A 12,707-nucleotide genomic window follows, 5' to 3' on the forward strand; every position below is an offset into this window, starting at 1 on the left:
TTAACTCGATTCTCTCGTTCCACTTCCGCTAAGGGCATTGCCGCGATCATAGGATTGTAGCGCTCGGCAAACATGGGCCAGCGCACTGACCGTCATGATCCGCGGATAGAGCTTTTCATAATACCACAGCTTAGAGAAGTAAAAACCGATTGGCGAACATTCGATATGAGAATTTTCCTCGACCCGCCGGCACAGCCAGTCCACCGCTTTTTCCAGGCCTGGGTAGTTTTCTATGCCCTTATTATCGCAGAGTAACCCTTCAATGGCCAGCGAAGTCTCCTCAACACTGCTTTCGTATCGTCCATTGGTGGCATCTTTGACGGCCTGACCACCCCCGAAACCGCCGTCTTCGTTCTGTTGGTTCGCAAGCCAGTTGAGAGCTTTTACCGGAATCTTGGCAGGCTCGAAATCGGGGAAGCCGAGTTCTTCCGTATCCACGGATTCAAACATTGGGAACAGCACCTCGCGGTAATAGCAGAGGACTTTGACCGTCCCGTAGATGGGATTCTCCTCTTCGGGATGATCTTGATTGCCGAACCAAAGTGGTAGCCAACGGTCGTTGTGTTGCTGATCTTGAAGGTAGAGCCAGCCATTGCCAACATTTTTCTGTTGGGTCATTTCCCACGAAAACCAAGCGAATAGGCCTCGCAGTGCATGTGCCGTGATGTCGCTACCACTTCGATCAAAGGGTTGCGTTCCCCAGCCTCGGCAGAATGTTGGCCAGCCACCATCTTTGTTCTGTAAGTCGATCAGCCATTGGCATCCATGGTGGGCTGCTGTGTGGATTTGCTCTTTGGTGGCTTCGTCGAAATCGCCGTGATCGTGGAAATTTCGTAACGCTAAAAGTGCCCCCGGCGTGTCATCAGCATCGGGCACACTGCCACTCAAATCGGTCCAGCCCCAGCCGCCAGGATCTGCCCCGGTAAATGGGTGAATCTCCTTGTTTTGGCAGTCCAAAAGCCACTCAAGACATTCCGACGTGAGGTGCGAGTTGTCGTCTTCCAGTACCGACAATGCATTGATCGACAGCGTAGTGACCCAGGTTGCCAGGTTGGTATCAATGGGCCAGCTTCCGTCAGGGCGAACGCTTTCGCGAATGAAACGGAGGCCGTTCTGGGCAACCTGGCTGTTCGCCCGTCCGGTCGAGGCCAGGCTCATCACGACAAAGCTCGTCAGAGGGATCGCCTCGAGATAGCCGCCACTTTCCGGCTGCATCTTGGTCAGGACCTTGGCGGCCGAGTTGAACGTGGCACCGCGGATCATTCTCATGACCGGGTTCCACGGTTTGTCGTGGAAGTACTTGGCCTGACCGATCGCGACCAACGCCGGAATCGCGTAGCTGACGACCGGTAACTGGATGAACTTGTAAAACGACTGCGGCAGGACGGCGGCCTCGAAGGGGAGGGGAGCGACCTCTTTCCAAGAGACTAATCCGGCGAGCGCATAGTTCGTAAGAATTGGCACCGCAAATGTCTTGTCTTTCCCGTAACGAGCACGCAGACCGGGTATGCCCCCTTTCTTTTCGATGTAGTCATTTGCCGCCGACAGGACACTTGGGTTTTTCTCGGCATCGCTGGTGAGTGTCAGTGCGGCAACGGCCAGCATGGTGGTGGCGATGTTGGAGTAACTCAGATCGGTATCACCCCACCCACCGTCGGTGTTTTGGTGGTCGAGCAGATACTGCACACCCCCACGGATGAGCGACGCATCAGCATCGCTGGATTGTGAGCCATTTCGCAGTGCCAGTTGCAAAGCGCTGACGGCTGTCGCGGTCGAAAGGGCCGATGTGGATAGTTCGCCGATCCAGTGCCCCGACGGGTCTCGCTCGTTGAGGAGATCTTGTTTGGCGATTTCGTAACAGGCGCGAATGCGGGCAAGATCAATCATGCAGACACAATCAGGCAGATGGGCAAGCGGACGAAGGTCCTTGCATCGTAAATGGCATGGCAAAACGTGTCTATCGCCAGCGTGGTTTCCACTGACTTTTGCCGCCTGTTGGGTTAGAATAAATCGCTGCACGTCCCCCTCGATCCCTCCAAGGTATCTGCATGTATTTTCGTCTGGCAAAACGCGCTCTTCTGGAAACGGACAAACGTCTCGTTGCCAAGTTCCTGTGGCTGATGGGCTATAAGGGGCTGCGTAGTGTTCAGAAGCACAAAGCTCGTCTCAAGCGAGGCGAGTTCTTTCCGCCGTTTCTCTATATCTCGGTGATCAACAGCTGCAACCTGCGCTGTCAGGGATGCTGGGTCGATGTTTCGGCGAAGCAGTCGAAGATCGATCTCGATGCGATGGATCGAATGCTGGGCGAAGCCAAGGCGATGGGTAACGCGTTCTTCGGGATCCTCGGCGGCGAACCTTTCATGCACGCGGATATCCTGGAGATCTTCCGCCGGCACCAGGACGCCTACTTTCAGGTCTTCACCAACGGGCACTTCATCACCGACGAAGTCGCCAAGGAACTTCGTAAGCTGGGCAACGTTACGCCGCTGATCAGCATCGAAGGGACCGAGATTATCAGCGATGTCCGCCGTGGCCGTGGTGGCGTGTATAGCAAGTCGATGGAAGGGATTCACAACTGCATCAACAACAAGCTGCTGACCGGCGTGTGTACCAGCTTGTGTCAGTCGAACTTCGACGATCTGCTGCGCGAAGAATGGATCGACCGGCTGATCGAAATGGGGGTCTTCTACTGCTGGTATCACGGTTACCGCGTGGTTGGGCCGGTGCCGAATCCTGATCTGGCGTTGACCCCAGAGCAGCAACTGGCGGTGCGAAAGTTTGTCGTCGAGATGCGCACGAAAAAGCCGATTGCCATTATCGATGCTTACCACGATGCCGACGGAAACGCACTTTGTCCGGCGGCAACCGGGTTCACGCATCACATCAGTCCGTATGGCGATATCGAGCCTTGTCCCGTAATTCAATTCGCGAAGGAATCGATTCACGATGAACGTCCACTGCGTCAGGTGTTTAACGAGTCGGAGTACCTGCGTGATTTCCGTGAACTGGCGGCTAAGAATACCCGCGGCTGCATCATCTTAGAGCGGCCCGATCTTCTGGGTGACTTTGCCCGTCAGCATGAAGCGAAAGATACCACCGTGCGCGGCGAAGCTTATCAAGAGCTCGACGTCCTTAAGTCGAATCCATCGCAATACAATCCCGGCAATGAAATACCCGAGAAGAGTTGGGTCTATTGGCTGTTGAAGAAATATGCCTTCCACGACTATGGGGCATACAAGAAGAACTTCAATATCGAGAACTGGCAGCCAACGATTCACCAAGGCGAGACCTCTTCGCCTGCGGTACCAGATAACCTCGTGCAGCTGGAGGTCGATTCGTCGAGCAAGGCGTGAATTCGTTGAATGTCCGGTAAATTCCCACTAAACTAAAGTTGTTTTGTGGACGACAGGCGTAGCCAGATTTTCAGCGATTGCCTCGACCTTTTCTCCAGCCATCGGAAATCTCCATGCGTCTCGCTACCTGCCTGATTGTTCTTATGCTGGGTTCAGCCTTATACGGGCAAGACCCTTCCAAGCTTCCCCATGGCGAGCATTTGCCGGGCGTCGATAACGTTCTGAAGGTGACACCGCATGTCGTCAGCGGCAGTCAGCCGCACGGCGAAGAGGGATTCAAAACGTTGAAATCGCTGGGCATCGACGTGATTGTCTCGGTCGATGGGGCCACGCCAGATATCGAAAATGCCCGTAAGTATGGCATGCGGTACGTGCATGTGCCGATTGGCTACGACGGCATTTCGGATGAGGCCCAGGCGGCACTCAAACGCGTGATGAAAGACTTTCAACAGGACAAGATCTTCTTCCATTGCCATCACGGCAAGCATCGAGGCCCGGCGGCCGCGGCCGTTGCTTGTTACGAATCGGGTGATCTATCGCAGAACCAGGCCCTCGACTTCATGCGCAGTGCCGGCACCAGTTCTGACTACGGTGGACTGTGGAAAGAGATAACCGAGTTCAAACCCATTCCGATCACGACCGAGCTTCCCATGCTGGTCGAAGTTGCCGAGGTGGAATCGGTTGCGGCTGCGATGGCCAAGCTCGACCGCATCTATGACGAGCTGGTTCTGTGCGAAAAAGCCGCTTGGAAAGCACCTCCCGAGCACGCCGACCTCGATCCCACTCAACAGGCCTTGCTATTGCAAGAAGGGTTGCATGAAACTGGGCGGCTACTTGGCGAAGACCAATACGATGCCAAGTTTCGTAAGATGCTGGCCGAATCGGAAGCCCTCGGCAAAACGCTGAAGCAGCAGATCGAAGCTGGCCAACAGTCGGAAGCCAGCAAGACGCTTAAAGCAGTCAAAGCGTCTTGCTCGGCCTGTCATCACGACTATCGCAACTAGCGAGATCTGCCCGAAGTACTTTCGGTCTCGATCTTGACCATGTTCAGGACTCCCTTTTGGGCATCGAGTTCAAACTTGAACTGCCCCAGGAAGCTCATCCCCAAGAGGGGAGCGGCGTTGACGGCCGTAGGACTAAGGACCGCACACTCAACGTCTTTCACCGTGAACTTGCCAACGCGAACCAAGGGAATGGTTTTCAGGTTGGCTTTAATCTGGCTGCCGTCGGCTAGTTCCAGAATGATTTCGGGGTCTTCCGAGGTCACCTCGATTCCGCACTTGGCTGCCATCTGAAAGGGTAAGCTGATCAGGCTGGCACCGGAATCGACGTGCATTTCGACGTTGTGTTCTCCGTTGAGAACCACCGAGACCATCATCGCGTTTCCACCATCGTCTCGCAGCGGAATCTCTTCCGACAGAATCGAATCTTCCATCGACTTCAGTCGGATCAATGCGCTCTTGAAAGCTGTCGAGGCACCCAGCTCGAAACTGTTTTCAGAGCTGCTATTGAGCTTGCTGACCGTTTCCTTGACCGCGGGATCGGCGGCAAGTTCGGCATAACGATTGTTGATTGAATCCGCCAGTTTTCTCAGCCCGAGGACGTGTTCAATGTAATCCTCGCGGGCTTTGCTGGCCTCGGCTCTGGCGTTCTTCGACGCCTTTTCCATCTCGGTCAATTGTTGCTCCAACAATCGAATCTGAGCGACATTGGCATTGATGGCACCGACCAGTCGATTATTTAACGTGATGTCGCCGGGGCCAAGCTGGGTCAGCTGAGCATTGAACTGAACGTTGGCCTGCGTCATTCCCGTGATTCGTCCCCGAATCATTTCTTCCTGCTGTTTGATGGTTGCCAGCTCTTTGTCTTTCGTGAACAGGGCTCGCTTTAGTTTGCTTGAGTCTTTTTCCTCTTTGCTGAACTTCGTTTCATCGTCGAGAATCAAACCGCGGCTCAAGGCACGCAGGCCTTTGGCTTCGAGCGCCTTCGTAGGGGATTCATCCATCGCGGCATCAGGGGCCGAGCCCGGCTGAGACTTGAGGAACTCTTGGTCTTCGGTACTGAGCCGGTTTAGTGGAACGGTAATGACCTGTCCATCAGCCCGCTTCAGGGCGACTTTATCGCCGTCAACTTTGACCAGTTCGGCTTCGACGGTGTAGCCACCATCAGAACTCTTCCACGTACGGGCCGATGCAATCGAGGTAACAGCTAGTAAGAATATGACTGTCAGCGACATCAATGCTTTAATTGGCATGACGACTTCTCCCTGCCTTGCAGAATACGACCAGGTCAGTCTGGTCGATGGTGAGAATAGTGAATTGATAAGAACAGATTGGCAGAGCGAGTATAGTCCAACCACATGAACGAGGCAAACTCATTTGGGGGGTTAAACAGGCCGGATTGGCCCCCCAACCGTGTTAAGTCCCTGAGAAGGCTTGCTTTAGATATCTAGCTCGTCTACGGCATCGATCAGGTCGTCGAGTTCGTCTTTTGCGCGATCGTCCTTTTCGGCCTGACGCTTGGGGACCCCCACGGCCTCACCGACCGCCTCGCGGCCTGCCAGGAGAAGCTGTTCGTCTCGCTCGCGGACGGCCGTATCGAGCGACTTTTCGTCTTCCTGCGGCTTGCCAAATAGCTGCGATAGATCGATCTTCAATCCACCCCCAGCCACTTCATCGCTTCCGGCGATCGTGGGCGTTTTATGCTGTGGGAAGATGATCGCGTTTTCCGGGCACACGCGGCTGCATGCTGGACAGCCTTTGCGGCAGTTGTCTGGCATTTCGACCAGAATGGTCTCGACACCGTCGACGCCATACACGCCGAACAGGCAGAAGTCGATGCATTCCATGCAATTGGTGCAGCGGCTGTAGTCGATCACGGGGTACCAGCGACGCGTGGCATCTTCTTCGATGCGCAGCGGCTCGATCGCTTTCGGCGCTTCGAGTTCTCCGCCTTCTTTCAGGGCAGTATCGTTCGTCGGATTGGCAACGCGGGCTAACTGCTGTGGAGTAGGAGAAGGTGCTACTCCAAGTCCGCCCAACTGAACGACCTGGGTCGAGATCTCCTTCTGGATCCGTTTGACTTCGTCGACAAATTCTTCGACGTTGTTGGAAACGCGAAGGTCGATGCAGTAGATGAACCGGTTAGGCAGCGGGCGGTTCTCGATAACGCGCAGCTTGTCTTCGTCAGCCGGTTCGTCATCCAGCAGGTCGTCTTCGTCTTCGTCCGTTTCATGCACCAGCAAGGTCGTCCCTTCCTTGCCACGGATGTTGTTCCGGTCGAGGGTCCAGCGAGTGGCACGTTCGTACAGCCAAGAGATCACCACGAAATCGGTGGTGATCGCTTGCAGCCCCATGATCCCAGGGCCGTCCGCCTTCAAGTCGTATAGATGCGGAACGATCGTGACCTCGATACCAGGCTCAAACAGAAGCGACGCAACGATATCCTCTTCTAGCTTGCGCTTGGCAGGGTTGTTGCTTTGGCCTTGGCTGACGACGACCGTCAAACGTTTGGGCATGGGGTTACTCGTTCAGTTGTCCCTTGATGGTCCGCTGGGTGATTTCCCAGACCGACGCAAGGTGCTCGATATATTGGTGCGGGTCGAGCAGCTTTTCGCCGCTCCCTTCAATCTCGTAGAGCCATCCTTCGCCGTACATATCGACGTTAATCCGCGAAGGGTCGCTCATCAACTCGGGGTTCAACCGCGCCAGAACACCGGGAATGGGGGGGTAGAGCTCACTTTCGGCTTTGCTGCTTTCAATAAAGCCGATCTCTTGACCTTCGGCAATTGTAGCACCTTCGTCAACCTGCCATTCCAGGAAATAGACATCCTGGAGCAAACGCACGGCGTAAGCAGAAAACCCGAAACGGTATGCATTTCCGCTTCGGGTTGCCCAACAGTGGTTTTTGGCATATTGCCGGTCGGTGGGGAAGCGGGCCTCGAACTTCCCCATCATGAAGACCAACTCGTCGCTCATTAGGTGTACCGCACCCCTTGGAACTGCGGTTCAAAGAACGGCGGCAGCAGACCATCAGCACGCAGCAAGCCGTCTCGCGTTAGTTCGATGCGGTCGCCGTTGACGGTGACAAAGCCTTCTTCCTGATACTGCTTCCAGATGTCCGACCATTTGTCGAGGATCTCGACCCCAAACTTTTGGCGGAAGTAGTCGGCATCCAGGTAACCGCGTTTGAGCAGCAAGATCGTCTCGCGGATGAGCAGCTGCTCCGGCGTCGGACGATAGGCCCGCTTCAGGGGAAGTTCTCCCTTGTCGAGCAAGGTGCCGGTGTAGTCGGCCCACTCGGTCTTGTTCTGGTAGTGAATTCCGCTGATGTGTCCGAAACTAGCCACGCCGGTGGCGAGCAAGTCGCTACCACCGAAGAGGTTGTCGCGGTAGCTGAAGTTCACCTTCGTAGGATCTTTAACCATGGTGTAGGCGCTGCTGACGCTGTAGCCTGCTTTGGCTAGTTCGTCGAACGCATAACTAACCCAGGCCCGCTTCATGGGCCAATCGGCAACTGGTGTCTCGATCTTGTTCCCCAGGATGTCCTGCGAGTAGACCGTATTGAACGGCAGTTCCATCTGGTAGATGGTTACGCTCTCAGGCGAGAACTCGAGGACCTTTTTGATGTTCTCTTTCCACGTGTCCCACGTTTCGCCCACCATGCCGGCGATCAGGTCGATGTTGACGTTGGGGAACTTGGCGGCTTCGATCCATTCCCAGGCGGTGTAAACCTCTTTGGAAAGGTGAGCCCGTCCGTTTTCTTCCAGGATGTGATCGAAGAAGTTCTCGACGCCCAGGCTCAACCGGGTAACACCCATATCGCGAAGCGCTTTCACTTTCGATTCACGCAGCGTACCAGGCTCGCACTCGAAGGTGACTTCTTCGGCCTGGTCCCAGCTGATGCTCGTTCGCAGTCGATCTTCCAGACGCTTGAGCTGTTTTGGGCTAAGAAACGACGGCGTCCCCCCCCCAAAGTAAACGAAGCGGAACGGTCGTCCCCCCATCGCTTCGGTCTGGCTGACCAGTTCGATTTCCTTCACCAGGGCCGAGACATATGTTTCGACTTCCTGCGAATTTTTGTCGGTGTAAACGCGGAAGTAACAGAACTTGCAGCGTTTGCGGCAGAACGGAACGTGTAGATACAAACCCAGCGGCACGCCTTCGCGGGGCGCGGAATGCATCGCCGTATTGAGATCGTCGGCGTACTCCTCGCTCCACTGCGAGAACGGCGGATAGTTGGAAATGAAGTAACTACCGACTTCGGTCTTCGTGGAATCGGTGGCCATGAATCAATCTTGCTTTCTGCTAAAGGTAACCTGCCGATGGCCGGCATTAGCGAAAGGGTGCTCTATTTTTTGTCGGCGAAGCAGTACAACACGCCTCGCTCGGTGGCAATCAGCAGGCATCCGTTCGACACCGCCGGGCCTGCGGGGAAGCCGCTCTTGGCCTCGTATTGCCAAACTTCTTTGCCGGTATTCAGGTCGACGGCGCGAACGCGGCTATCGGCCGAACCGAAGTAAACACGCTCTCCGGCGACAACCGGAGAGCTGTTGATCTTACCTCGGGCTTTGAACGTCCATTGCTCTTTTCCCGTCTCACGATCCAACGAAACGAGGTTCTTACTGAACGAACCAAACACGACGCGATCAGGCAGTACCGCCGCGCTGGCTCGGATCTGTTGTCGGTTCCTATCGTCTTGAAACTGCCAGACGACCTTCAAGTCTTTCCAGTTGATCGCGAAGAACGAACCCGCTTCGGTACCGAAGTACGCGACATCATCGCGCACGGCCGGTGCGGAACCGGTCGGGCCGTCGATGGGCACCGTGCCGAGCGGTTCTCCTTTATCCAAATCGATCACGTGCAGCTTGCTGTCGCAACCGGCAACGAATCCCCGATTGGAAACGACCGTTGGCATGCAGCGGATTTGATCGTCGATCTGAACTTTCCAGGCCAGCTTTCCATCTTCTTTATTCAAGCAATACAGATTGGCATCTTGCGAGCCGATCAGGATTTTGTCTTGGTAGAAGTTGACGCTGCCGTTGATTTCCAGGCCGGTTTCAAATTTCCAAAGAAGCTTGCCATCGTCGGCATTCAGGCAGTGCAGCACTCCGTCGATATCGCCAACGTAGATTCGACCTTCGCGATAGGCAGGTGAACCCATGAACCCGGAAAGCTGATCGACGTTTCCTTCATAAGTCCAGACTTTCGATCCATCCTCAAGCTTCACCGCGTAGACGCGACCGTCGAGGTCGCCGATGTACACGATCCCATCGACGACGATCGGCGTGGCCTCGAAGGCACCATTGTCGATTTCCAGCTTCCACCGGACGTCCAGGTTGTCGGAGAGAGTTTCATGCGAGACACCCTGAGCGAGGGCATTACCGCGATACAAGGGCCAGTCCGCGCGCAGCTGAGCGACGGCAACCCATGCGAAGAGCATCGCGGTCAGCAGATTCGTCAGTCTGGATTTCATGGCGGAATCCTTGAAAGTGGGGCCGGCGGAAGGAAGTTCCCTCATTTTACTCAAAGGTCTCGGCCAAGGCACATCACAGGGGGATTACTGCAACGCCGACCGGTAGAGCTTCGAGAACTCGTCTGCATCGACATCGCGGGGATTGAAGTGCCCGGTCCACTGCTTGGCGGCGTCGGCGGAAAGGGTATCGAGCTTTTCGCCGTTGATCGACAATTGATTCAAGTTGGTTGCCAGTCCTGCGGCATCGACCCAGCTTTGCACGAGGTTTGCTAAGCCCTCGGCACCTTGATCGGGTGATGGGTAGTTGGGCAAATCGACCGGAATGGAAAGCAAGTCTTGGTATAGCTCGTTGAAGGCTTCGCCGTTGTAGCGAATGACCGAGGGAAGCATGACACCGACGGCTTGCCCGTGCACCACGCCGTAGTGGGCGGTCAAAGGATTGGCCAGGGCATGGGCCGCACCGAGCATGGAGTTTTCGATCGCCAGACCGGCGAAACAGGCCCCTAACTGCATTGCGCCTCGCGCTTCGACATCCTCAGGATTGCTGAGCACGCGGGTAAAATTACCGGCCAATAGTCGCCATGCTTCGCGGCTAAAGCTCAGGCTCACTTCGTTGCGCTTCTTCGTAACGAACGTTTCCAAGGCGTGACTGATCGCATCGATCCCCGTCAGGGCCGTCACCTTTTGTGGCTGAGTTACAGTCAGTTTCGGGTCGAGCAAAGCGATTCGGCAGGCCGCTTTTTTATCGCCGCAGGCCATTTTGACGTGCGTCTGAGCGTCGGTAATCAGGGCAAACGATTGCGCTTCACTGCCGGTTCCGGCCGTGGTGGGAACGGCGATCATCGGAAGCATCTCTTGGGTGGCCTTGCCGACTCCCCAATAGTCCTTCATCTCTCCGCCGTTGGTCAGCAGGAAGTTGATTCCTTTGGCGCAGTCCATCGCACTGCCGCCACCTAGCCCCACGATCAGCTCAGGCTGATGCTGCTGGGCGAATGCCACGCCACGGGCGACGTTTTCGGTCGAAGGATTTTCCTGCACGCCGTCAAACAGAAACGCCTCGACGCCAGCCGATTCCAGGCATTCGATTCCGCGCTGCGTATGCCCCGCGTGGATGACTCCAGGATCGCTGACCACAAGCGCTCGCTTCGCGCCGAGCTCGATGGCCAGTTCGCCGAGCCGCTGTAGGCTGTCCGGACCAAACACAATCCGTGTGCGTGGCTGGAAGTCGAATGGAATCATGCCTCGGGATCCTGTTTCGTGCCGGTGCCCTCTCTTCTGTCCGCGCTCAGAGAGATAGGGTAAAGGGCAGCTGCGTGCCCGCATTTCCCCTTGCCCTGTTCCCATTCCCAAACGGGAGAGAAGGCAGAAGCAAGGGGCAGTCTCTCTCGAATACTACGATGCTGCGACTTGAACCGGAGCCGATTGATAGGCTCGGCTGCGGAAGAGGAACTCGATGATGTTTCCTTCGTGCGGTTGCAGCCAATCGACCTTGTGGGTCGGGATCGGACCGATGTTCAGGCGATCGATGTGCGTCGCGTTGACCAGTTGGCGGGCAAATTCTTCGTTGCCGGTGATCGCCGTGCAGATCAGCGAGTATCCCATTTTCTTGATCATCTCTTCCTGTGGGCATTCGACCACTGAGACGAACGGGAACATGTATTCCTTGCTGGCGACCTGCTTCTCTGGATTTTCCGCGTGCACGACCATCGGCTTGAGGTAATCGCAGCGTTCCATTTGAATCAATCGTTCGCCGTACGGCGCGGTAAAGTCGGTCACGCCATCTTCAGCGAGGTCGGACTCGATCATGCCCCACACAGCCGGAGCCATGCCTGGCATGGTGAACGCAGCCAATGCGGCTTCGTCGTCGGTAGGGTCTTTGATTTCGGTCGGACCGATCTTTTCGGCAATCGCCTGAGCGATTTCCTTCGTGTGACGCGAAGCCCAGATGCCAGAAGCATTAATGCAGCTACGTCCGCTGTTAGCGAAAACGCTCTGCACCATCAGGTCCAAGTACTGCGGCCAATCATCCACCACGTCGTCGGCTAGCAGGATCTTGCTGAAGCCTGGGCCGTGTGGCTGGACCTTTGGGTTGCCAGCGTACTGATCGATGGTCTGCTGGCCGCCGAAGACCATTGCTCGATCGACCGACGAGAGCAGGGCGGAGCCTACGTCCCCACCAGCACCGGGATACAAGCTGAATGCTTCGGCTGGCAGGCCAGCTTCGACCATGGCAGAGAAAATCCGGTACGGCGTCCATGGCTCCTTTCCACCTGGCTTGAGAACCAGACCAAGTTGAAGCGCGACGGCCGGAAGCCATAGGGTATGCACCCCTGGTGAATTGGAAGGCAACACAGCGCCGAGTACCGGACTTTGAACTTGATAGCTGAGCATGACATCACGGCCAGGTTCTTTACCATAGCCACGAGCCAGAATATTGAGATCGAGCCCGCGAGTGAGCGAGTCGAGAATCTTCGGCATGTTCTGCAGCACGAACGCATTCTTTTGCATGTTCGCGCGGCACATGTGTTCAGGCAGACCGGTCGAAGCGCTTTGAGCATGGACGAATGCTTCAGGCGTCTGCGAACCGTCACCAATGGGAAGATCGGCTTCCACGAAAAGCTTGCCGGCGACGGCCAGTTTATCGAGGATCTCTTCCGGGCTGAATTGCAGAAGTGCATCACGAGCCGACTGGGCTTTCCGCATGTCGCGCTTCAGAAGACCACCACCGACCTGGCTCAACTGCGCGATGGGTTCGCCGGTACGGAAGTGGACGACGTCTTCTTTTTCGAGCGAGTCGTAGGGCTTACCCCAACGGATAGCAGGAATGTTCAGCATGATTGGCGTCCGTAAATGAATTTTGAGATTCGGATAACGAGTCGC

General features: G+C 55.8%; 10 protein-coding genes. 2 read left to right on the top strand and 8 right to left on the bottom strand.

Annotation, left to right across the window (positions count from 1 at the left end):
* Entirely contained in the window at positions 1 to 1,887 is a 1,887-nt protein-coding gene (locus tag C5Y96_RS04020) for a prenyltransferase/squalene oxidase repeat-containing protein (RefSeq protein ID WP_105350242.1), read from the bottom strand.
* A gap of 161 nt (positions 1,888 to 2,048) precedes the next feature.
* On the opposite strand from C5Y96_RS04020, the gene C5Y96_RS04025 reads away from it, so the two are divergent.
* Together C5Y96_RS04025 and C5Y96_RS04030 are read left to right on the top strand one after the other, a co-directional pair.
* Entirely contained in the window at positions 2,049 to 3,353 is a 1,305-nt protein-coding gene (locus C5Y96_RS04025) for a radical SAM protein (RefSeq protein ID WP_199188625.1), read from the top strand.
* Between the two features lie 113 nt (positions 3,354 to 3,466).
* Positions 3,467 to 4,357, top strand: coding sequence for a cytochrome c (locus C5Y96_RS04030; protein WP_105350243.1), 891 nt, complete (start codon positions 3,467 to 3,469; stop codon positions 4,355 to 4,357).
* Here C5Y96_RS04030 and C5Y96_RS04035 read toward each other — a convergent pair.
* From C5Y96_RS04035 to C5Y96_RS04065, 7 genes are all read right to left on the bottom strand, one after another.
* Positions 4,354 to 5,607 (bottom strand): TIGR02281 family clan AA aspartic protease, encoded by a 1,254-nt coding sequence (locus tag C5Y96_RS04035; RefSeq protein ID WP_105350244.1) that lies wholly within the window; start codon positions 5,605 to 5,607, stop codon positions 4,354 to 4,356. The two genes, C5Y96_RS04030 and C5Y96_RS04035, sit on opposite strands and share 4 nt — an antisense overlap.
* Positions 5,608 to 5,793: 186 nt before the next feature.
* Positions 5,794 to 6,870: an ATP-binding protein gene (locus tag C5Y96_RS04040; RefSeq protein WP_105350245.1), complete on the bottom strand. Its 1,077-nt coding sequence runs from the start codon at positions 6,868 to 6,870 to the stop codon at positions 5,794 to 5,796.
* Between the two features lie 4 nt (positions 6,871 to 6,874).
* Entirely contained in the window at positions 6,875 to 7,330 is a 456-nt protein-coding gene (locus C5Y96_RS04045) for a glycine cleavage system protein H (protein WP_105350246.1), read from the bottom strand.
* Entirely contained in the window at positions 7,330 to 8,640 is a 1,311-nt protein-coding gene (locus C5Y96_RS04050) for a coproporphyrinogen-III oxidase family protein (RefSeq protein WP_105350247.1), read from the bottom strand. Before C5Y96_RS04050 ends, C5Y96_RS04045 begins: the two co-directional genes overlap by 1 nt.
* Positions 8,641 to 8,702: 62 nt before the next feature.
* Complete coding sequence (locus C5Y96_RS04055; protein ID WP_233198772.1) at positions 8,703 to 9,827, bottom strand: PQQ-binding-like beta-propeller repeat protein; 1,125 nt, start codon at positions 9,825 to 9,827, stop codon at positions 8,703 to 8,705.
* An 84-nt stretch (positions 9,828 to 9,911) separates the two neighbouring features.
* A complete protein-coding gene (locus C5Y96_RS04060; RefSeq protein WP_105350248.1) occupies positions 9,912 to 11,066 on the bottom strand; it encodes an iron-containing alcohol dehydrogenase in 1,155 nt (384 codons plus the stop codon).
* A gap of 153 nt (positions 11,067 to 11,219) precedes the next feature.
* Positions 11,220 to 12,662, bottom strand: coding sequence for an aldehyde dehydrogenase family protein (locus C5Y96_RS04065; RefSeq protein WP_105350249.1), 1,443 nt, complete (start codon positions 12,660 to 12,662; stop codon positions 11,220 to 11,222).
* Positions 12,663 to 12,707 lie beyond the last annotated feature (45 nt).

It is taken from the genome of Blastopirellula marina, assembly GCF_002967715.1.
In the GTDB taxonomy this organism is placed as follows: domain Bacteria; phylum Planctomycetota; class Planctomycetia; order Pirellulales; family Pirellulaceae; genus Bremerella; species Bremerella marina_B.